The organism is Phenylobacterium sp., assembly GCF_013911965.1.
Taxonomy (GTDB): Bacteria; Pseudomonadota; Alphaproteobacteria; order Caulobacterales; family Caulobacteraceae; genus Phenylobacterium.
Map to the genome: position 1 here is coordinate 39308 of NZ_JACESE010000022.1, position 20387 is coordinate 59694.

Sequence of the window (20387 nt, forward strand, 5' to 3'; positions counted from 1 at the left end):
CCTTCGCATCCGCCTCTGGCGCCGGCGCGTTGGACGGGCGAGGTTTGATCCATGAGCAAGACGCACACGTCCGACCTTCCCTACGACGAAGCCCTGCCGAAGCTGCAGCTGGCCCTGGTCCGCCTGCAGCAGCACGCCATGGCCGCCGGGGAGAAGGTCCTGGTGATCTTCGAGGGCCGCGACGCCGCCGGCAAGGACGGCACGATCCACCGGATCACCGAGCACATGTCGGTGCGCGCGACTCGCGTCGTGGCGCTGTCCAAGCCGTCCGACATCGAGCGGACCCAGTGGTATTTCCAGCGCTACACGCCCTATCTGCCGTCCGGCGGCCAGTTCGTGATCTTCAACCGCTCCTGGTACAACCGCGCCGGCGTCGAACGCGTGATGGGGTTCTCGACCCCCGAGGAGCAGGAGGACTTCCTGCGCGAGGTTCCGCTGTTCGAGGAAATGCTGGTCGGCGCCGGCGTGCGGCTGGTGAAGCTCTGGCTCGACGTCAGCAAGTCCGAGCAGGCCGAACGCCTGGCGGAACGCAAGAGCGAGCCGCTGAAGGTGCTGAAGTCCAGCCCCCTGGACGAATTCGCCCAACCCCGCTGGGACGACTACACCGCCGCCCGCGACGAGATGCTGCGGCGCACCGACACCGCCGTGGCGCCCTGGACCTGCGTGAAGGCCGATCACAAGAAGTCCGCGCGGCTGGCCGTGATGCGCCATCTGGTCCGAACCCTGGCGCCGCCGGAGATCGCCGACGACGTCGCGCCGCCCGACCCCGAGGTCCTCTTCCGCTTCGAGATCGCCGCACTCACCGACGGGCGCCTCTGCCGCTGAGCCGCGCGCCCATGGTTGCGTGCAACGTTCACGGCGTGTTCTGCTGACCCCTTCGGGAGAAGGAGCTCGCCATGGATTATGTCCGCCTCGGGAAGACCGGCCTGAAGGTGTCGCGCCTGTGCCTGGGCTGCATGACCTACGGCGCCAAGAGCTGGCGGCCCTGGATCCTCGAGATGGACGAGGCCAGGCCCTTCTTCCAGACCGCCGTCGAGAAGGGGGTCAACTTCTTCGACACGGCCAATGTCTACTCGCTCGGCGAGAGCGAGCATGTCACCGGCCGCTGGCTGAAGGAGTTCGCCCGCCGCGAGGAGGTGGTGATCGCCACGAAGGTCTGCCTGCCCATGGGCAAGGGCCCGAACGACAAGGGCCTGTCGCGCAAGCACATCATGGACCAGATCGACGCCAGCCTGCAGCGGCTGGGGACCGACTATGTCGACCTCTACCAGATCCACCGCTTCGACTACGAGACGCCCATCGAGGAGACGCTGGAGGCGCTGAACGACGTGGTGAAGGCCGGCAAGGCCCGCTACATCGGCGCCTCGTCGATGTACGCTTGGCAGTTCGCCAAGATGCTCGCGGTCAGCGAGGCCAACGGCTGGGTGCGTTTCGCCTCCATGCAGCCGCAGTACAACCTCGTCTATCGCGAGGAGGAGCGGGAGATGCTGCCCCTCTGCAAGGCCGAGGGGATCGGCGTCATCCCCTGGTCGCCGCTGGCCCGCGGCTTCCTCGCCGGCGGCCGGGCGAAACCGGGCGAGGGGAACACCGAACGCGCCCGCACCGACGAATTCGCCCCGCGCCTCTACTATCGCGACGCCGACTTCGCGGTCGTCGACGCGGTGGAGGCGATCGCCAGGGCCCGCGGCGTCTCCAACACCCAGGTGGCCCTGGCCTGGGTGCTGAAGAACCCGGCCATCACCGCCCCCATCGTCGGCGCGTCTAAGCTGCATCACCTGGAGGAGGCGATCGCGGCGACGGAGATCGCCCTGACCGAGGACGAGGTGAAGGCCCTGGAGGCGCCCTATCAGCCCAAGCCCGTGCTCGACCACGCGTGAGCCGGCCCGCCGAACGCCTCTCCGCCGCCCAGGCCCGCCGGATCGCGCTCGCCGCGCAGGGCTTCGGCCGGCCGCGGCCGGCCGAGCCCACGCGCCGCCACCTGCTCCAGACGATCGACCGGCTGGGCGTGGTGCAGATCGACTCGGTCAACGTCGTCTCGCGGACCCATTACCTGCCCTTCTTCTCCCGCCTGGGCGCCTATCCGCGCGAGGCGCTGGAGACGCTGGCCTGGGGCCGCAAGCCGGCCCTCTTCGAGTACTGGGCGCACGAAGCCTCCCTCCTGCCCCTCGCCGTCCAGCCCCTGCTGCGCTGGCGCATGGCCGATGCGGCCGAAGGAGTCGGCATCTGGAAGGGCGTCGCGCGTTTTCTGCGGGAACATCCGGCCCTGCTCGAGAAGGCGCTGGCCGAGATCGAAGCCCGCGGTCCGCTCTCGGCCTCCGAACTGGAGGTCGGCGCCAAGGGGCCCGGCGGCTGGTGGGGGTGGAGCGAGGCCAAGCGGGCGGCCGAGTGCCTCTTCTGGTCGGGCCGGCTGACCACGGCAACCCGGCGCGGGACCTTCGAGCGGGTCTACGGCCTGCCGGAGAAGGTGCTGCCGGCGGCGGTCCACGGCGCGCCGACGCCCGATCGCGACGCGGCGCAGCGCGAGCTGATCCGCATCGCCGCCCGCGCCCTGGGCGTGGCGACCGAGCGCGACCTGCGGGACTATTTCCGCATGGGACCGGCCGAGACGAGGGCCCGGATCGCGGAGCTGGCGGAGGCCGGCGGGCTCGCGCCCGTGGAGGTGCGCGGCTGGGATCAGCCGGCCTGGATCGACCCGCAGGCGCGTCGGCCGCGGAAGGTGGCGGGCGCGGCCCTCCTCTCGCCCTTCGACAACCTGATCTGGTTCCGGGAGCGGACCGAGCGGCTGTTCGGCGTTCGCGTGCGGCTGGAGATCTACACCCCGGCCGAGAAGCGGACCCACGGCTACTACGTCCTGCCCTTCCTGGAGGACGAGGCGATCACCGCGCGCGTGGACCTGAAGGCCGACCGCAAGGCCGGCGTCCTGCGGGTCTTGGCCGCCCACGACGAGCCGCACGCCACGGCCGAGACGCCTTCGCGGCTCGCCGGCGAACTGGCGCTGATGGCGCGCTGGCTCGGGCTTTCGGGCGTGGCCGTGGCGCCCACGGGGGCCCTGGCGCCGGCCCTGGCCGACGCCGTCAGCCGGGAAGCCTCGGCCGCATGATCAGCCAGGGCGTCGGCCCAAGGCGCCACTCCCAGACGGCGAGCAGCTGGTCGAGGTGGTTGGACGCCTTCAGCCAGGCGGGCAGGTCCGCCGCCTTCGGGCCCAGCGTCACGCGTTCGACATGGTGGGTGGGCGCAAACCGCTCGGTCAGCCGGTCGGCCACTCCGGGGCGGTACACCTCGTGCGCCTCGACGATCAGGTGGCTGTGGGCGAGCGCCGGGGCGAGGTCCGGACGCAGCAGCTCATCCTCGGCGCCTTCGATGTCCACGAAGACGAGACGGCGCGGACCCGCCAGCCGCTCGAGATCCTCCGGCCGCAGTTCGGAGCCCACCTCCACCCGCTCGGCGACGCCGTTCAGCGCCGCCATCCGGCCGCAGGCCTCGCGCGCCTTGGGGTCGGAATCGAACGCGTACACCCGACAGGTCGGCGCCAGGCGGGCGAGCCCCACGGCGTAATAGCCCTCGGCGCAGCCCACATCGATCACCGCCTCGAGACCGCTGGCCACCATGTCGAGCAGGTGCGGGTGGAGCTCGCTCTCGTAGGAGCCGATCAGACGGGGCAGGAGCGCGCCTTCGGTGGCCCCCTCCACATAGGCCATGCCGGCGAAGGGGCCCTGCAGCACCTGGCGGCCATGATGGCGGACGAACGACTCGACGATCATCGCCGCGCGCCACAGGGCCAGGACACGCAGGGCGAGGTTCAACTGCCTGGGCTCGCTCAGCGGCGGGTCCCGCGCGAGGCGTTCGCGCAGCCACTGGACGACCTTCTCGGCATAGGTCATTCGGCCCTCCCCCCGGACGCCACGGATCCGACTATCGCCCCGGGGAGAGGACGAGTCACCTGCGCCGGGCGCGGGAGGGCCTCAGATCGCCCCCTCCGTCACCGCATGCAGTCGAGCATAGGCGCCGCCCTTGGCCACCAGGTCTGCGTGGCGACCCTCCTCGACGATCCGGCCGCCCTCGAAGACGAGGATCCGGTCCGCGCCGCGGATGGTCGACAGCCGGTGGGCGATGACGATGGTCGTGCGGCCGGCCATCAGCTCCTCCATGGCCGCCTGGACCTGGCGCTCGGTCTCCACGTCGAGAGAGGAGGTGGCCTCGTCGAGCACCAGGATCGGCGCATCGGCCAGGAAGGCGCGGGCGATGGCCACCCGCTGGCGTTCGCCGCCCGACAGCTTCACCCCCCGCTCGCCGACCAGGGTCTCGTAACCCCGGGGCAGGCGCATGATGAAGTCGTGGGCCCGCGCGCGGCGGGCGGCCAGAGCGATCTCCGCGGCCGTCGCGTCCGGCCGGGCGTAGGCGATGTTCTCGCCGATCGTCCGGTGGAAGAGCGCCGGGTCCTGGGGTACGACGGCGATGGCCCGGCGCAGCGAGCCCTGCGAGACCTTGGACACGTCCTGGCCGTCGATGAGGATCCGGCCGGACTGCACGTCGTAGAGCCGCTGGAGCAGCTTGACGAAGGTCGACTTGCCCGCCCCCGTCGCGCCCACCAGGGCCACCCGTTCGCCCGGGGCGACGATCAGGGTGAAGTCCTGGTAGAGCGGCCGCTCGGCGCCGGCATAGCCGAAGGTGACGCGGTCGAAGGCGATCTCGCCGCGCTCGCCCCGGAACGGCGAGGCGTCCTGCGGATCGGCCACCTCGGGCGCCATTTCGGCGTAGCGCGCCACGTCCTCCACGTCGTCGAGACCCTTCTGCAGCATGCGGATGTTCTCGCCGATGTTGCGCAGGTAGCCGCTCATCAGCAGGAAGGCCGTGATGACGAAGACCACGTCGCCGGCGCTGGCGCGGCCCTGCGCCCACTCCCGCAGGAGGAGGCCCGTGAGTCCCGCCTGAAGACCGACCAGCAGCAGCTGGTGCCACAGCCAGACATTGATGAAGCGGGTCCAGGTGACCACCGTCAGCTGACGCCAGAGGCTCGTCACGCCGCCGATGCGCGCCTCCTCGCGCGCCTCGGCGCCGAAGGCCTTCACCGTCGGGTTCGACGTGATGGAATCGGCCAGGGCGCCGCCGATGCGGGAGTCCAGCGCCACCGACTTCAGGTTGGCCGGACGGACATAGGTCTGGGTGAGCCAGATGTTGGAGACGACATAGATGACCACCACCGCCAGGGAGAAGAGCCCGACGGCGGGCCAGCGGGCGATCATCATCACCGACAGGCCGACCAGGATGATCACCGCCGGTCCCAGCCACAGGATCACCGCATCGGAGACCATGTCGTAGCCCCACATGCCGCGCGACAGCCGCCGCACGGTCGATCCGGCGAAGGTGTTGGCGTGCCAGTCGGCGGAGAAGCCCTGGACCCGGGCGAAGGCCTCGTCGGTCATCTCCTTCATGTTGGCCGCCGCCATGGGATTCCAGAACCGGAAGGCCAGGTTCCGGATCACCGTGAAGGCCAGGAAGACGCCGACGAAGATCGCCCAGGCGCGCCAGGCGATCCCGGCGCCGCCCGGCCCCCCCGTGACGGCGTCCATCAGCCGGCCCGCCGCCCAGGGCAGGGCCAGATCGAAGCCGATGGAGACCAGCGTCAGGGCCACGGAGGTCCAGAAGAGCCCCGGCCGCCGCAGCCAGAACCGGGCGATGAAGCCCAGGACCTTGCGGTTGGACAGGGACCGCTGGCTGGTTTCGTCGGCGTCTTCGTAGTGCTCGGTCATCGGTCTCGTCTCTTCACGGTCATTCGGCGGCTTCGGACACCGCGTGCAGGCGGGCATAGGCGCCGCCGCGGGCGATCAGCTCCCCATGGCGGCCCTCCTCGACGATCCGGCCGCGGTCGAAGACCAGGATCCGGTCGGCGCTGCGGATGGTCGACAGGCGGTGGGCGATGACGATGGTGGTGCGCCCCACCATCAGCTCCTCCGTCGCCGCCTGAACCTGACGTTCGGTCTCCACGTCCAGGGAGGAGGTGGCCTCGTCGAGCACCAGGATCGGCGCGTCGGCCAGGAAGGCGCGGGCGATGGCCACCCGCTGCCGCTCCCCGCCCGACAGCTTCACGCCCCGCTCGCCGACCAGGGTGCCGTAACCCTGGGGCAGGCGGCTGATGAAGTCGTGCGCGCGGGCCCGGCGGGCGGCGAGCGACACCTCCTCGGCCGTCGCGTCCGGCCGGGCGTAGGCGATGTTCTCGCCGATCGTCCGGTGGAAGAGCGACGGATCCTGCGGCACCACCGCGATGGCGCGGCGCAGGGAGCCCTGCGTCACGTACGCGATATCCTGGCCGTCGATCAGGATGCGGCCGCCGTCCAGGTCGTGCAGGCGCTGCAGCAGCTTGACGAAGGTGGACTTGCCCGAGCCGGTGGGACCCACGAGCGCGATCCGCTCGCCCGGCGCGATGGCCAGGCTGAAGTCGCGATAGAGCTTCTCCTCCTGTCCGCCATAGCCGAAGGTGACGCGGTCGAAGACCACCGCCCCCTGCTCCCCGCGGAACGGCGGGGCGCCGGGCTTGTCGGCGAGTTGCGGCTCGGTGCGCATGTAGACCGCCACGTCCAGCAGATCGTCGAGGCCCTTCTGCAGCATGCGGGTGATCTCGCCGAAGTTCCGCAGGTAGCCCGCCATCAGCATGAAGGAGGTGATGGCGAAGGCGACGTCGCCTGCGCTCGCCTCGCCGCGCGCCCACGACCAGACCAGCATGCCGGTCAGCCCGGCCTGCAGGATGACCAGCAGGAGGTTCTGGCCCATGCCGACGATGTTGAAGCGGTTCCAGGTGCGGATGACCGCCGTGCGCCAGGTCGCCGCGACGCCCGCGAAGCGCTCGGCCTCCCGCGCCTCGGCCCCGAAGGCCTTCACCGTCGGGTTGGCCCCGATGGCGTCGGCGAGCGAGGCGCCGATGCGCGAATCGAGCGCGTTGGAGACCAGGTTCACCGGCCGCACATAGTAGGTGGCGGTGATCACGTTGTAGGCGGCGAAGATGATGACGATCGTCGCCGTGAAGAGGCCCGCCAGCGGCCAGCGCACGGCCATCGAGATGGCCAGGCCGAACAGCACGATCAGGGTCGGCATCAGCATCAGCAGCAGGGCGTCCGAGGCGCTGTCATAGCCCCACATGGCCCGCGAGACCTTGCGCACCGTCGCCCCGGCATAGTTCGAGGCGTGCCAGTCGGACGAGAAGGCCTGAACCCGCTCGAAGCCCTGGGTGACGATGCGCTCCATGATCCGCGCATAGAAGCCGTTGAGGATGCGGAAGCCCGTGGTCCGGACGCCGTAGAAGACGAGGTACAGGGCCGAGAGCGCCGCCCAGGCGGTCCAGGCGGCGTCGCTCACCCGCTCCGGCGCGGAGACGGCGTCGATCAGGGCGCCCGACGCCCAGGGGATGGAAAGGTCGGCGGCGGTGCCGATCAGGAAGAGGACGACGGCGGCGGCGAACCGCGGCCTGTCCACCATCCAGTGACGCCACATGAAGCCGATGACCTGCAGGTTGCCCAGAGGCCGGGAGCGGCCGGGGCCGTCGTCTTCATCGTCGAAAATCGCATCGGTCATGGGATCAGCCCAGGCTGGACGCCGCACGCCGAAGGCGGCGAGACGGCGCAGGCGCAGGCGGACGTGCGCCTGTGCGGAAAATGCGGAGTCGGAGAGGGGGGCCGGGGTCGAACGTCCCGGCGCAAGCGGACGAACACGAGAGAATCCTTCGGGCGGGAGCCTGGGGAAAGGCGCCGGTCCCTCGGAGGTCTCGGGTCTAGGTGTGACCTATGTCCGGGATACGGCGACGCAGAGTCGATGGCGGAGGTGCGCAGCAGACGGCGTTGTCATTCGGCCCCTCCTTCTCTGGGTCGCGGCGTGAAGTGGGGGGAAGCTATGCGGCGCGCGATTCATCGTCAACCAGGCGTTGAACACGGTTCTATGACGGCCTCTCAGTGAGGCGCCGAAGACACGATCTTCCAGAGCCCGTTCCGTCAGGCGGGAGCCGGTCGTCGGCCGAAACAGGGGTGGACGAAGACTCCGGAACGGCGATCTCATTCCATCCGGTCGCGTGACGCTCTAGGAGGAGGCCCATGACCGCCCACCTGCCCGACGCCGCCCCCGCCAACTGGGTCGATCGCCGCGCCCCGGCCGCGCTGCGCCCCTGGCTGAAGCTCGGCCGCTTCGACCGGCCCACCGGAATCTGGCTGCTGATGCTGCCCGGCTGGCAGGGGATCGCGCTCGCCGGCGCCATGGAGGGACGCCTGCCGGACTGGCGATGGCTGCTGGCCTTCTTCGTCGGCGCCGCCCTGATGCGGGCGGCGGGCTGCGCCTATAACGACATTGTCGACCGGGACTTCGACGCCAAGGTCTCGCGCACCGCCGGACGGCCGATCCCGTCGGGTCAGATCAGCGTCAAGCAGGCCTGGGCCTTCGTCATCGGCTGCTGCCTCGTCTCGCTGGCCATCCTGCTCTTCATGCCGCCGGCGGCCATCGCGCTGGGCGCCGGCTCCCTGGCGCTGGTGGCGGCCTATCCGTTCATGAAGCGGATCACCTGGTGGCCGCAGGCCTGGCTGGGCCTGACCTTCAACTGGGGCGCCCTGCTGGGCTTCGCCGCGGTGACGGGCGGCCTGCAATGGCCGGCCCTGCTGCTCTACGCCAGCGGCATCTTCTGGACCCTGGGCTACGACACGATCTACGCGATCCAGGATCTGGAGGACGATGCGCTGGCCGGCGTGAAGTCCTCTGTCCGCCGGCTGGGCGAGAACACCGCCAAGGGCGTGCTGATCTTCTACGTCGTCTGCTTCGTGCTCGTCCTCGCCACCGCCTGGGCCGGCGGCCTGGGCCCCCTCTTCCTGCCGCCGGCCGCGCTCTTCGGCCTGCACCTGTCGAACCAGGCGGCCAAGGTTCGGCTGGAGGACCCTGCGGGCGCGCTCGCCCTCTTCAGGTCGAACCCCCTGGCCGGGCTGGCCCTCTTCCTGGCCCTGGCCGCCGGCGCCTGGACCGGGCCGCAGGGGCTATTCTAGGGGCGGCGACTACCTGGCAGGTCGTTGAGGGGACTGCGGCTGGAGTGGCAAGGTCGGACCGGCGGCTCGGGGGCATGGGACGCCAGGAGGGTTTCGCCATTTCGCAGATCGCCGCCGCTCCGCTTCGGTCGCTGGCCGACTTCCCCGCCATGCTGGGCCGCCTGCGCCGTCAGCGCGGGCTTTCGCAGCTCGGCCTCGCCCTCGCCGCCGAGGTCTCCCAGCGCCACGTCTCCTTCCTGGAAACCGGCCGGACGCGGCCGTCGCGGGACATGGTCGGACGCCTCGCCCGCGCCCTCGATCTCACGCTGAAGGACGAGAACGCCCTCCTGCTGGCGGCCGGCTTCGCCCCGGCTCATGGGGAGCATGCCTTCGGCGACGAGGCCGCGGCCATGGTGCGGCGCGTGACGGACCTGGCGCTGGCCGCCCACGAACCCTTCCCCGCCTTCGCCGTCGATCGCGCCTGGCGACCGCTGTCGGCCAATGCGCCGGCGGCGGCCCTCTTCGGCGCCCTGATCGGCGAGGGCAGCCTCGACCCCGCCGTCAGCCTGATCCGCGCCGCCGCCGGCAGCGCGGCCTTCCGCGGCGCGGTCGCCAACTGGCCGCAGCTCGCCGTCCACTTTCTGGCGCTGGCCCAGGCCGAGGCCTGGCGGGCGCCGCCCGGGCCGATGCGCGCCGAACTGGATGCGACCATCGCCGCCCTGTCCGCCTTGAGCACGGAAGGCGCGCGGCTGCATGCGGCCGGCCCGATCGGCGCGGCGCTCATCCTGCAGGTTCGGACAGACTCCCTGTCGCTCGACCTTGTCTCCACGGTCGCCCAGTTCGGCGCGCCGCACGACACGGCGGCCGAGGACCTGCGGATCGAGTTCTTCTATCCGGCCGACGCGGCCAGCGAGGCGGCGCTCCGCGCGCTCGCCGCCGATCTCCCGCAACGGTGACGCGGCGTCATCCTACCGAGGCGCCGCTTTTCATGGCATGATCGCCGCCATGGCCGTGGCAGCGCGCATCGATCCGAAGACCTTCTTCACCCCCGACGAGTGGGCGGGCCTGTCGACGCGGTCGAGCTGGAAGGGCCTGGCCCTGATCGCCCACGCCTGGGCGGTGATCTTCGCGGCGGCCGCCGTGGCCGTCGTCTGGCCGATCACCATTCCCTTCGCGGTGATGATCATCGGCGGCCGGCAACTCGGCCTCGCCATCCTGATGCACGACGCCGCCCACGGCGCCCTGCACAAGAACCTGAAGGTCAACGACTGGGCCGGGGAATGGCTGACCAGCGGCGGGCTCTCGCGCTACCGGCCCTATCACCTGACCCACCACAAGTTCGCGCAGCAGGCCGAGGATCCGGACCTGGTGCTCTCGGCGCCCTTCCCGATCACGCGCACCTCGCTGCGGCGGAAGATCGTCCGCGACCTGACCGGACAGACCTGGTTCAAGCAGCGCTTCGGCGATTTCCGCGCCCGGCTGAAGGCGCGCAAGGCCGGCGAGCCGGTCCTGCCCATCGTCCTGGAGGAGGTCCGCCGCAAGCGCCGCTTCCTGGCCGGAGCCGTAGCGACCATCGCCCTAACGGCGCCCTTCGGCCTGTGGTGGGCCTGGTTCGTGTTGTGGCTGCTGCCCCAGGCGACCTGGCTGCAGGTGATCACCCGCCTGCGCAACATCGCCGAGCACGCCTGCGTGGCCAAGGACGAGCCCGACCCCCTGCGCCACGCCCGAACGACTACGGCCAACCTGGTCGAGCGGGCCCTGATCGCCCCCTACTGGGTGAACTATCACTGCGAACATCACATGTTCATGCACCTGCCCTGCTACAGCCTGCCCAGGGCGCACCGGCTGCTGCGGGCCAAGGGCGTGACCGAGCGGATGGAAACGGCGCCGAGCTACTTCGCGGTGCTGAAGAAGGCCGCCTCCAAGGGTCAGCCGACCGCGGTCCCGGCCTGATCCATCTTGCGCTTGCGTGGGGCCCCGAACTTCGCCAGCAGCAGTCGGCGAAGACCGATGGAGCGCGGCGTGATCGAACAGACCCCTGAGGGCCGGCGCGCCTTCATCCTGGCCAACACCCGCCTGCAGACGCCGCCGCACACGCCCGAACTCACCCTGCGCCTGGCCGACGAGATCACGCCGATCTGGCGGATGACGGAGGAGGCGCTGGAGCAGATCGGCCTGCCGCCGCCCTTCTGGGCCTTCGCCTGGGCCGGCGGCCAGGCCCTGGCGCGTTACATTCTCGACCATCCGCAGATCGTCGCCGGAAGGCGCGTCGTCGACTTCGCGTCGGGCTCGGGCATCGTCGCCATCGCCGCGGCCAAGGCCGGCGCCGCGCATGTGCTGGCGGCCGACATCGACCCCTTCTGCGGCGCGGCCCTGGCGGTGAACGCCGAGGCGAACGGTGTCGTCTGCGACTTCACCGACGCCGACCTGCTGGACGCCCCGCCGCCGCCCGTCGAGGTCATTCTGGCCGGCGACATCTGCTACGAAAAGCCGCTGGCCGCCCGCGTCCTGGCCTGGCTGGGCGCGGCCCGGCAGGCGGGCGCCACCGTGCTGATCGGCGACCCCGGGCGCAGCTACTTCCCGCGCGAAGGTCTCGACAAGCTGGCCGAATACCAGGTCCCCACGACGCGCGAGCTGGAGGACATGGAGGTCAAGAAGACGGCGGTGTGGACCTTGCCGTGAGGCCGAAACCTCCGCCTATAGTGACGCCCCTGTTACGTCGCTGATCCGGAGCCCGCCCATGCGTCGCCGCACCTTTCTGGCCGCCCTGCCCGCCGCCCTGCCAGGCGCGCTGATCGCCGGCGAGGCGGCCGGCCAGACGCGCGAGGCGACGCCCAATCGCGACCGGCCCGACGTGGGTCCGGGAGACCGGATCGACGGCGCCACCTTCGCCAGCCGCAGCGCGGCCTGGGGGACGCACGGCGCGGCGGCGACGGCCCATCCGCTGGCGACGCTCGCGGCCATCGACATCCTGCGCGCCGGCGGCTCGGCGGTGGACGCCGCTGTCGCGGCCAATGCGGTGCTGGGCTATGCCGAGCCCATCGCCTGCGGCATCGGCGGCGACTGCTTCGTCATGCTGTGGGACCCGAAGACCAAGCAGGTCGTGGGCCTGAACGGCTCCGGCCGCAGCCCCAAGGGCCTTTCGCTGGAGACGGTCCGCGCCCGGGCGAAAAACGGCATGATCCCGTCCTACGGCGCCGTCTCGGTCAGCGTGCCGGGTACGGTCGACGCCTGGTGGGCGCTGCACCAGCGCTACGGCAAGCTGCCGTGGAAGAGCCTGTTCGCGCCGGCCATCGCCCACGCCAGCGAAGGCGCGCCGGTCAGCCAGAACGTCGCCTACTATCTGGCCCGCAGCCACGCCAACTTCACCAAGCCCGGCCAGGGCATCGAGGAGGTGGACAACTTCAAGTCCGTCTGGGCGCCGGACGGCGCGACGCCCAAGGAAGGGGAGATCTTCAGGAACCCGGCGCTGGCCCGCACCTACGGCCTGATCGCCGAGGGGGGCCGCGACGCCTTCTACGAGGGCGAGATCGCCGAGACCATCGAGCGGTACTTCCGCCGCATCGGCGGCTGGATGACCAAGGCCGATCTGGCGGCCCACCACGCCGAGTGGACCAGGCCGCACCAGACGAACTATCGCGGCGTGGACGTCTATGGCCTGGCGCCGAACAGCCAGGGCCTGGCCACCCTGCAGATCCTCAACATCATGGAGCGGTTCGACATCCGCGGCATGGGCTTCCAGTCGGCCGCCGCCATCCACCATGGGGTCGAGGCCAAGCGCCTCGCCTTCGAGGACCGCGCCCGCTACTACGCCGATCCGGCCTTCTATGACGTGCCCGCCGACTGGCTGGTCTCCAAGGCCTACGCCGCCGAGCGTGCGAAGCTGATCCGCCCGAATTCGATCCTGCAGACCCTCTATCCCGGCCAGGCGCCGAGCCGCGGCGACACCACCTATTTCTGCACCTCGGATGCCGACGGGATGATGGTTTCGATCATCCAGTCCAACTATCGCGGCATGGGCTCTGGCCTGGCGCCTGACGGCCTGGGCTTCATGCTGCAGGATCGCGGCGAGCTCTTCGCCCTGACCGACGGCCATCCCAATGTCTATGCGCCGGGCAAGCGGCCCTTCCAGACCATCATTCCGGGTTTCGCGACGCGGGGCGGCGAACCCTGGCTCGCCTTCGGCGTCATGGGCGGGGACATGCAGCCGCAGGGCCAGGCCCAGATCATCTCCAACATGGTCGATTTCGACCTCGCCGTGCAGGAGGCGGGCGACAGCCCACGCTGGCATCATGTCGGCGGATCGGAGCCCACCGGAGAGGTGATCCCCGGAACGGGAACCCTGCACCTGGAGACCGGCGTGCCCCGGGCGACGCAGGAGGCGCTCGCGGCCATGGGCTGGAAGCTCGGCCCCTCGGACGGCGGCTTCGGCGGCTATCAGGCCATCGAGCGCTGGCCCGGCCGCTATGCGGCGGCCACCGAGATGCGCAAGGACGGCGTGGCGCTGGCTTACTGACGGGACCCCGCGGGCCCCGGCGGAGACGCCGGAGCCCCGAAGTCTCAGCGCGCGGCCATGCGCGTGACGCCGACCTGGGCCCGGGCCTGCGCCAGGGTCTCGGCGTAGCAGTCCGAGCGCTTCACCACCTGCTTCATCGTCCGGACGCTGCCCTCATGGCCGCCGCAGGCGATGAAGGCGGCTTCCTTGGCCCGGCGCTCGAGCCGCTTCGCGTCGGCGGGGTTGACGGGGTCGAGTTCGCCGACGTGGATTTTGGCGACGCCGGGCGCCGTCTGGGTCACCGGCGCGGCGAGGGCCGGCGCGGCGAAGAGGGCCGCGGCGAGCGCGGCCGGCAAAAGCTTGAACATGATCGTCTCCCTAGTGACCGACCCGGCCGGCGGGAGCTCTGTCGGCCCCTCGCAGATCCGGCGGGTGGAAGAGAGATGGGGAGGAAGTCGGGCGAGCGGAAGGCGCCGCGCCGGCCGCCTCAGGCGCTGGCCGCGCGCGCCTCGGGCGGAGGAAGCTGGAAGGCCGGCAGGCCCATGAAGTGCGGCTTCGCCAGCAGATAGCCCTGGATGTATCGCACGCCCATGACCCGCAGCGCGTCGAGTTCGCCCGCGGTCTCGATGCCTTCGGCGATCACCGTCACGCCCAGCTCGGCGCACATCTTGACCACCGCGGCGACGATGGTCCGACGCGGCAGGCTCTGGTCCAGGTCCCGGATCAGCTCCATGTCCAGCTTGATCAGGTCGGTCCGGAACTTCGCCAGCAGGTTCAGGCCCGCATGGCCGGCGCCGAAGTCGTCGAGCGCCGTGCCGAAGCCCATCCGCCTGTAGTTCTCGACGATGTTGGCCACATGCGCCGGATCGGCCATCTGCTCGTTTTCGGTGAACTCGAAGATCAGCCGCTCGGTGGGCAGGCCCGTGGCCGCCGCCGTCTTCAAGGTCAGCTGGATGCAGGCCATGGGCGAATAGACGGCGTTGGGCAGGAAGTTGATCGACAGCCTGGCCGGTCCGTCGAGAATGCCGGCCCGGACCGCGCACTCGATGGCGGCGACGCGGCAGGCCTGGTCGAAGGCGTAGCGGTTCGCCTCGGTGACCTGCGACAGGACGCTGGCGGCCGACTGCCCCTCCGGCCCGCGCACCAGCGCCTCGTAGGCGAAGGGCTGACCCGTCCGCACATCGACGATGGGCTGGAAGGCCATGGCGAGCCGGAAGTCGGTCTGATCGCCATTGCGGCAGCCCTGACAGGGGGCGGGCTTGGGAGTGGGCGAACTCATGACGACCGGCCGTTCGGGTTGGCGTGCGTGCGCAACATGAACGCCAATCCTGAAACAATCGTGCAGAGGCCGATGCCCGCGCCCGCCGCCGGTCGCCCGCGGTCGGCGAGGCGCTAGAAGTCTTCCTCGATGGCGTTGCGGAACTGTTCAAAGATCTCTGCGGCGCGCTCGTTGTTGTACGGCTCGGGCTCTTGGGCCGGCTGGACGGGGATCGGGGCGCCCCCGCGCAGGCGCGCCACCAGGGCGCCGCCCTGGACGAGGATGAGTTCCTCGTCCTCCTCCACGCTGGCGAGCAGGTGGGCGATCTTCGGCGGCAGGTCGTCGAGGTCCAGGCGCTTCATGGCGGCGGAGTCTAGCGCCGCGGTTCCGATGCGGAAAGCGTGACAGCCGCCTCCCTGCGCCCTAGTCCTGCGCACCAGGTTTCCAGGGAGGGGTCATGGCCTATCGGTCGCTGCGGGAGTTCATCGCCAGGCTGGAGGCGGCCGGCGAGTTGGTTCGGGTCAGCGCGCCCGTCTCCACCGTGCTGGAGATGACCGAGATCCACCGCCGCCTGCTGCAGGCGGGCGGACCGGCGGTGCTGTTCGAGAACGTGATCCGGGCCGACGGCGAGCGCTCGTCCATGCCCTGCCTCGTCAATCTGTTCGGCACCGTCAAACGCGTGGCCATGGGCGTGACCCTGGAGGGCCGCGAGCGGACGACGGCGGCCGACCTGCGCGAGGTGGGCGAACTGCTGGCCTTCCTGCGCAGCCCCGAACCGCCGCGGGGGCTGAAGGACGCCTTCGAGATGCTGCCGCTGGCCAAGACGGTGATGTCCATGCGGCCGGCGACGGTGAAGAAGGCGCCGGTGCAGGAGGTAGTGCTGACCGGCGATCAGATCGACCTCGCCAAACTGCCGATCCAGACCTGCTGGCCCGGCGAGCCCGCGCCGCTGATCACCTGGCCGCTGGTGGTGACCAAGGGCCCCTCGGCCGATCGGGAGGACGACTACAACCTCGGCATCTACCGGATGCAGGTGCTGGGCAAGGACCGCACCATCATGCGCTGGCTGGCCCATCGCGGCGGGGCGCAGCACCACCGGCGCTGGAAGGCGGCCGGCCGCCCGGAGCCCCTGCCCGCCTGCGCCGTCCTGGGCGCCGACCCGGGGACGATACTGGCGGCGGTGACGCCGGTGCCCGACACGCTTTCCGAATACCAGTTCGCCGGCCTGATGCGCGGCGCCAAGGCCGAGCTGGTCCCCGCCAAGACCGTGCCGCTGATGGTGCCGGCCGAGGCCGAGATCGTCCTGGAGGGTCACGTCCTGCTGGACGAGTACGCCGACGAGGGGCCCTACGGCGACCACACCGGCTACTACAACTCCGTCGAGAAGTTCCCGGTCTTCCAGGTCAGCGCCATCACCATGCGGCGCGATCCCATCTATCTGACCACCTTCACCGGCCGGCCGCCGGACGAGCCGAGCGTGCTGGGCGAGGCCCTGAACGAGGTCTTCATCCCGCTGATCCGCCAGCAGTTCCCGGAGATCGTCGACTTCTGGCTGCCGCCGGAGGGCTGCTCCTACCGCATCGCCGTCGTCTCGATGAAGAAGGCCTATCCGGGCCACGCCAAGCGCGTGATGATGGGCGTCTGGAGCTATCTTCGGCAGTTCATGTACACCAAGTGGGTGATCGTCGTAGACGACGACATCGACGCCCGCGACTGGAAGGACGTGATGTGGGCGCTGTCCACCCGCATGGACCCGGCGCGGGACATCACGGTCGTGGAGAACACCCCGATCGACTATCTGGACTTCGCCTCGCCGGAGAGCGGCCTGGGCTCCAAGATCGGCCTCGACGCCACCAACAAGTGGCCGCCGGAGACCCATCGCGAGTGGGGCGAGAAGCTGGACATGGACGCCGAGACGGTCGCCCGCGTCACCGAACGCTGGGCGAGCCTCGGCCTGCCGGCGCTGAAGGGCTGACCTGCGAGATCCTGCGCGCCGGAGGCGCCGTAAGAAAAGCGGTCACAAAGGGCACAAAGAAAGCCAAGGACACAAAGGCAAAGCGGCGGGCGCCTTCGTGTCCTTTGCGCCCTTTATGTTCTTCGTGTCCTATTACTTCTGGCGCTGCGCGCGGGGTCACGCCGCCGGCGGGGGCAGACGGCGGGCGGCGACGATGGGCCAGAGGAGGTTGACCGCCAGGCCCGCCAGGACCAGCGCCGCGGCGATGATCTTCCACGGCGGCATGGGCTCGGCCAGCAGCAGGGCCGAGGCGCCCATGCCGAAGACCGGGACCAGCATGGCCATCGGCGTGATGGTCGCCGCCGGATGCCGCGCCAGGAGCCAGCCCCAGGCGGCGTAGCCGAAGAGGCTGTTGCCGGCCGACTGCCAGGCGACCGCCGCCCAGGTGGCCGGGCTCGCCCCCTCGATCCCGGCGCGGATCGCCGGCCAGCCCTCCAGGACGAGCGAGAGGACGAGCAGGGGCGGCACGGAGAAGAGGCTCGCCCAGGTGACATAGGCCAGCATGTTCACCCGCCCGCTCAGCCTGGCCACATGGTTGCCGCCGGCCCAGCCGAGCGCGGCCAGCAGGACGAGGAGGAGACCGAGCGGCGTCGTGGCGCTCCCGTCCGTATGGGCCAGGATCACGCCGACGCCGGCGGTGGCGAGCAGCAGGGCGAAGACCTGGAAGGGCCGGACCTTCTCCCCCGCCGCGGCCATGGCCAGGCCGATGGTGAAGAAGACCTGCACCTGCACCACGAGCGAGGCGAGGCCCGGCGAGATGAGGCCGTTCATGGCGATGTAGAGCAGGCCGAACTGGCCGGCGCCGATCAGCACGCCATAGGCCGCCAGGCGCCGCCACAGGACCTTGGGCCGGGGCAGGAAGAAGACCGCCGGGAAGACCACGAAGGCGAAGCGCAGGGTCGCAAACGCGAGCGGCGGCAGATCGGCCAGGGCGTGCTTGATGACCACGAAATTGGTCCCCCAGACGGCGACCACGGCCAGCGCCAGCAGAACGTGCGACAGCGGCAGGGCGGCGGGCATGGGGAACCTCCAGCATGGGCGCGGGAAGCCGCATGTGGGCCGATGCGGCGGCCAAGTCCATGGCGCGGCCGATGGGCGCAACCGCGGCCCCTTGCCCTCGCAGGCGTTTGCGCGCCAACTGCGCGCCGCGCCGGGGGGCGTATCTGAGGGGGAGTCTCCATGAATCTGATCACGTCGGGCCACGCCGCGGCGCTCTGGACGGGGCTCCACCTCTTCCTCCTGCTGATCCTCTCCCTGCTGGTGGTGCGCCAGCGCCAGCGCCACAAGGTGGCCTTCGGCGACGAGGGCATTCCGGAGCTGGCCCAGGCCATCCGCGCCTTCGGCAACGCCACGGAGTATGTGCCGGCCGGCCTGATCGCCATCGTCGTCCTGGCGCTGGTCGAGGCGCCGCCCCTGGCGGTCCACCTGGCGGGCCTGCTGCTCTTCGCCGGGCGCGTCTTCCACGCCGTGGGCCTGTCGCGCAGCGGCGGGACCTCGTTCCCCCGCGCCATCGGCGTCACGCTGACCTGGGTGGCCTACGTCTTCACCGGCGTCGCCCTGCTCTTCTACGCCATCGCCTGAGGGCGCGCGCGGGCGGGCCGCAAATTCGCCCGAAGGTCCTGCGACGGAGTCGCACGAGAGAGCCGTTGAAGTCCTGCAGCGCGAGATGCGCGTTGCGGCGCCTGTGACGGCGCCTCCCTTTGCGTAACGGACCGCGGCTTCCCTCCATGACCTTCGTGACAAGTCTCCTCACCGGTACGGCGATCGCCCTCTCGTGCGTGGCGCTCGCCAGCGCCCAGACGATCCCCGAACCGGCGGACGATCCCGCGCTCGACCCTGCGCTCGACGAGGAAGGCTACGAGGTGCGCGAGCTGGTGGTCACCGCCTCGGGGCAGCGGGTGCTGCCCGGCTCGGTGGTCGGCGAGGCTGTGCCGGAAGTCACGCTCGATCCCGCCGAAATCCGCGCCTTGGGCGTCAGTTCGGTGGAGGAGCTGCTGGCGGCGCTCGGACCGCAGGTCTCCAGCGGCCGGGGCCGCGGCGGCGGCCGGCCCGTGGTGCTGCTGAACGGGGTGCGCGTCTCCTCCTTCCGCGAGGTGCGCGACATCCCGCCGGAAGCCATCCTGCGGGTCGAGGTCCTGCCGGAGGAGGTCTCCCTGCGGTACGGCTATCCGGCCGACCAGCGGGTGGTGAACTTCGTCCTGCGCAGGCGCTTCAACGCCGTCACGGCCGAGACCGACTGGAGCGCGCCCACCGCCGGCGGCCAGTCGACCCAGGAGCTGGAGGGCCAGATCCTGCGCCTGGCCGGCGATTCCCGCACGCAGGTGAACATCGAGCTGGAGAGCGCCTCCTCCCTGCTGGAGAGCGAGCGCGACGTGGCGCGCACCGACGGGCAGGACGGCGCCCTGCGCACCCTGTCGCCCGCCAGCCGCAGCCTGGAGGTCAACGCCGTCTACGCCCGGCCCCTGGCCGAGGGCGTCTCCGCCAGCCTGAACGCCGCCTTCGAGACCAGCGACACCGAGAGCCGGCTCGGCCCCTCGGACAACCCGTACCTCGCCGCCGGCGAGCTCGATCCCCTGCGCCGGATGAACGACGCCAGCACCGCCCACCTGGGCGGGGCGGTGAACGGGGCGGTCTCCGGCTGGCGCTGGTCGCTGACCGCCAACGCCGACCGGGAGACGAGCCGCAGCCTGACGGAGGTGGCCTATGACGCGACCGGCGCAGCCCAGGCGCCGACCCAGTCGCGCTCCACCACCACCTCGGCCGACATCGAGGCCCTGCTGAACGGCGGCCTCTTCGACCTGCCGGCGGGCGAGGTCAACGCGGCCCTGACGCTGGGCGCCTCGACCCTGAAGCTGGAGGGCGAGTCCTTCCGCGCCGGCGTCACCCGCGACACCGACCTTGGCCGCGACCTGGGCCGCGCCCAGCTCAACCTCGACGCCCCCTTGCTGGACGGCGGCGAGGGCGTGCTCGGCCTGATCGGCAAGGTCTCCGCCAATCTGAACGGCGAGGTGCGCGAGCTGTCGGACTTCGGGACCCTGACCACGGTCGGCGGCGGCCTGACCTGGTCGCCCGTCGATGCGGTGCGCCTGATCGCCTCGGTCACCGACGAGGACGGCGCCCCCACCGTCTCCCAGCTCGGCGCGCCGGAGACGGTGACGCCCGGCGTGCGCGTCTTCGACTTCACCCGCGGCGAGACGGTGGAGGTGACGCAGATCTCCGGCGGGAACCCGAACCTCTCGGCCGACAACCGCCAGGTCCTGAAGCTCGGCCTGACGCTGAAGCCCCTGGACGACATCGACCTGATGCTCCGCGCCGACTATACGCGCCAGCGCCTGACCGACGAGATCGCGTCATTCCCGGCCGCCACGGCCGAGATCGAGGCCGCCTTCCCCGACCGCTTCGTCCGCGACGCGACCGGCCAGCTGATCCGCATCGACAACCGCGCGGTCAACTTCGCCCGCCACGACACCGAGGAGCTGCGCTGGGGCTTCCACTACAGCCGCAGGTTTTCCAGCCCGACGACGGCCCAGGGCGCCGGCCAGCCCGCCGCCCGCGCCGCGGCCGGCCCGCCCCCCGAAGGCCCGCCCCAGGAGGCGCGTGCGGGCGGCGGGCTGGCCGGCGCCCTGGGCC

General features: G+C 71.0%; 18 protein-coding genes. 11 read left to right on the forward strand and 7 right to left on the reverse strand.

Going from position 1 to position 20387, the window contains the following annotated elements:
- Positions 1–51: 51 nt before the first annotated feature.
- From ppk2 to H2041_RS17310, 3 genes are all read left to right on the forward strand, one after another.
- The gene (gene ppk2, locus H2041_RS17300; protein ID WP_293414835.1) at positions 52–825 is read left to right on the forward strand and encodes a polyphosphate kinase 2; all 774 of its coding nucleotides are present in this window, start codon (positions 52–54) and stop codon (positions 823–825) included.
- A gap of 71 nt (positions 826–896) precedes the next feature.
- Positions 897–1877 (forward strand): aldo/keto reductase, encoded by a 981-nt coding sequence (locus tag H2041_RS17305; protein WP_293414837.1) that lies wholly within the window; start codon positions 897–899, stop codon positions 1875–1877.
- Positions 1874–3100: a winged helix-turn-helix domain-containing protein gene (locus tag H2041_RS17310; RefSeq protein ID WP_293414839.1), complete on the forward strand. Its 1227-nt coding sequence runs from the start codon at positions 1874–1876 to the stop codon at positions 3098–3100. The genes H2041_RS17305 and H2041_RS17310 overlap by 4 nt, the downstream gene beginning before the upstream one ends.
- Here the strand turns inward: H2041_RS17310 and H2041_RS17315 are convergent.
- The 3 genes from H2041_RS17315 to H2041_RS17325 all read right to left on the reverse strand — a co-directional run bounded on the left by H2041_RS17315 (position 3075) and on the right by H2041_RS17325 (position 7566).
- Positions 3075–3881 (reverse strand): 50S ribosomal protein L11 methyltransferase, encoded by an 807-nt coding sequence (locus tag H2041_RS17315; RefSeq protein ID WP_293414841.1) that lies wholly within the window; start codon positions 3879–3881, stop codon positions 3075–3077. The two genes, H2041_RS17310 and H2041_RS17315, sit on opposite strands and share 26 nt — an antisense overlap.
- A gap of 81 nt (positions 3882–3962) precedes the next feature.
- Entirely contained in the window at positions 3963–5750 is a 1788-nt protein-coding gene (locus H2041_RS17320) for an ABC transporter ATP-binding protein (RefSeq protein WP_293414843.1), read from the reverse strand.
- A gap of 19 nt (positions 5751–5769) precedes the next feature.
- The gene (locus H2041_RS17325; RefSeq protein WP_293414845.1) at positions 5770–7566 is read right to left on the reverse strand and encodes an ABC transporter ATP-binding protein; all 1797 of its coding nucleotides are present in this window, start codon (positions 7564–7566) and stop codon (positions 5770–5772) included.
- A gap of 512 nt (positions 7567–8078) precedes the next feature.
- Between H2041_RS17325 and ubiA the strand changes: the two genes are divergently transcribed.
- The 5 genes from ubiA (at position 8079) to H2041_RS17350 (ending at position 13506) form a co-directional block, all read left to right on the forward strand.
- Positions 8079–9011: a 4-hydroxybenzoate octaprenyltransferase gene (gene ubiA / locus H2041_RS17330; RefSeq protein ID WP_293414847.1), complete on the forward strand. Its 933-nt coding sequence runs from the start codon at positions 8079–8081 to the stop codon at positions 9009–9011.
- A gap of 74 nt (positions 9012–9085) precedes the next feature.
- Positions 9086–9946, forward strand: a complete 861-nt coding sequence (locus H2041_RS17335) for a helix-turn-helix domain-containing protein (protein ID WP_293414849.1) — start codon at positions 9086–9088, stop codon at positions 9944–9946.
- A gap of 49 nt (positions 9947–9995) precedes the next feature.
- Positions 9996–10943, forward strand: coding sequence for a fatty acid desaturase family protein (locus tag H2041_RS17340; protein WP_293414851.1), 948 nt, complete (start codon positions 9996–9998; stop codon positions 10941–10943).
- Positions 10944–11012: 69 nt separating this feature from the next.
- The gene (locus H2041_RS17345; RefSeq protein ID WP_293414853.1) at positions 11013–11672 is read left to right on the forward strand and encodes a methyltransferase; all 660 of its coding nucleotides are present in this window, start codon (positions 11013–11015) and stop codon (positions 11670–11672) included.
- 58 nt (positions 11673–11730) lie between these two features.
- Positions 11731–13506 carry a gamma-glutamyltransferase family protein gene (locus tag H2041_RS17350; RefSeq protein WP_293414855.1) on the forward strand — a complete coding sequence of 592 codons (1776 nt, stop codon included), beginning with the start codon at positions 11731–11733 and terminating at the stop codon, positions 13504–13506.
- 44 nt (positions 13507–13550) lie between these two features.
- On the opposite strand, the gene H2041_RS17355 is transcribed toward H2041_RS17350, so the two are convergent.
- The 3 genes from H2041_RS17355 to H2041_RS17365 form a co-directional block, all read right to left on the reverse strand.
- A complete protein-coding gene (locus tag H2041_RS17355; RefSeq protein WP_293414857.1) occupies positions 13551–13853 on the reverse strand; it encodes a UrcA family protein in 303 nt (100 codons plus the stop codon).
- A 119-nt stretch (positions 13854–13972) separates the two neighbouring features.
- Positions 13973–14764, reverse strand: a complete 792-nt coding sequence (locus H2041_RS17360; protein WP_293414859.1) for an EAL domain-containing protein — start codon at positions 14762–14764, stop codon at positions 13973–13975.
- A gap of 113 nt (positions 14765–14877) precedes the next feature.
- The gene (locus H2041_RS17365; protein WP_293414861.1) at positions 14878–15105 is read right to left on the reverse strand and encodes a hypothetical protein; all 228 of its coding nucleotides are present in this window, start codon (positions 15103–15105) and stop codon (positions 14878–14880) included.
- Between the two features lie 95 nt (positions 15106–15200).
- Here H2041_RS17365 and H2041_RS17370 point away from each other — a divergent pair, with 95 nt between their 5' ends.
- The gene (locus H2041_RS17370) at positions 15201–16718 is read left to right on the forward strand and encodes a UbiD family decarboxylase (protein ID WP_293414863.1); all 1518 of its coding nucleotides are present in this window, start codon (positions 15201–15203) and stop codon (positions 16716–16718) included.
- A gap of 156 nt (positions 16719–16874) precedes the next feature.
- On the opposite strand, the gene H2041_RS17375 is transcribed toward H2041_RS17370, so the two are convergent.
- On the reverse strand, positions 16875–17777 hold the full coding sequence (locus tag H2041_RS17375; protein WP_293414865.1) for an EamA family transporter: 903 nt from the start codon (positions 17775–17777) through the stop codon (positions 16875–16877).
- A 159-nt stretch (positions 17778–17936) separates the two neighbouring features.
- Between H2041_RS17375 and H2041_RS17380 the strand changes: the two genes are divergently transcribed.
- Entirely contained in the window at positions 17937–18338 is a 402-nt protein-coding gene (locus H2041_RS17380) for an MAPEG family protein (protein ID WP_293414867.1), read from the forward strand.
- A gap of 146 nt (positions 18339–18484) precedes the next feature.
- A partial coding sequence (locus tag H2041_RS17385; protein WP_293414869.1) for a TonB-dependent receptor plug domain-containing protein occupies positions 18485–20387 on the forward strand: 1903 nt, incomplete at its 3' end.

Bases quoted from the DNA above. Each gene is read 5' to 3' on its own strand.
- H2041_RS17315 (WP_293414841.1), bottom strand. From the start codon at position 3,881: ATGACCTATGCCGAGAAGGTCGTCCAGTGGCTGCGCGAACGCCTCGCG.
- ppk2 (WP_293414835.1), top strand. From the start codon at position 52: ATGAGCAAGACGCACACGTCCGACCTTCCCTACGACGAAGCCCTGCCG.
- H2041_RS17340 (WP_293414851.1), top strand. From the start codon at position 9,996: ATGGCCGTGGCAGCGCGCATCGATCCGAAGACCTTCTTCACCCCCGAC.
- H2041_RS17370 (WP_293414863.1), top strand. From the start codon at position 15,201: ATGGCCTATCGGTCGCTGCGGGAGTTCATCGCCAGGCTGGAGGCGGCC.
- ubiA (WP_293414847.1), top strand. From the start codon at position 8,079: ATGACCGCCCACCTGCCCGACGCCGCCCCCGCCAACTGGGTCGATCGC.
- H2041_RS17350 (WP_293414855.1), top strand. From the start codon at position 11,731: ATGCGTCGCCGCACCTTTCTGGCCGCCCTGCCCGCCGCCCTGCCAGGC.
- H2041_RS17335 (WP_293414849.1), top strand. From the start codon at position 9,086: ATGGGACGCCAGGAGGGTTTCGCCATTTCGCAGATCGCCGCCGCTCCG.
- H2041_RS17355 (WP_293414857.1), bottom strand. From the start codon at position 13,853: ATGTTCAAGCTTTTGCCGGCCGCGCTCGCCGCGGCCCTCTTCGCCGCG.
- H2041_RS17380 (WP_293414867.1), top strand. From the start codon at position 17,937: ATGAATCTGATCACGTCGGGCCACGCCGCGGCGCTCTGGACGGGGCTC.
- H2041_RS17360 (WP_293414859.1), bottom strand. From the start codon at position 14,764: ATGAGTTCGCCCACTCCCAAGCCCGCCCCCTGTCAGGGCTGCCGCAAT.
- H2041_RS17320 (WP_293414843.1), bottom strand. From the start codon at position 5,750: ATGACCGAGCACTACGAAGACGCCGACGAAACCAGCCAGCGGTCCCTG.
- H2041_RS17365 (WP_293414861.1), bottom strand. From the start codon at position 15,105: ATGAAGCGCCTGGACCTCGACGACCTGCCGCCGAAGATCGCCCACCTG.
- H2041_RS17325 (WP_293414845.1), bottom strand. From the start codon at position 7,566: ATGACCGATGCGATTTTCGACGATGAAGACGACGGCCCCGGCCGCTCC.
- H2041_RS17375 (WP_293414865.1), bottom strand. From the start codon at position 17,777: ATGCCCGCCGCCCTGCCGCTGTCGCACGTTCTGCTGGCGCTGGCCGTG.
- H2041_RS17305 (WP_293414837.1), top strand. From the start codon at position 897: ATGGATTATGTCCGCCTCGGGAAGACCGGCCTGAAGGTGTCGCGCCTG.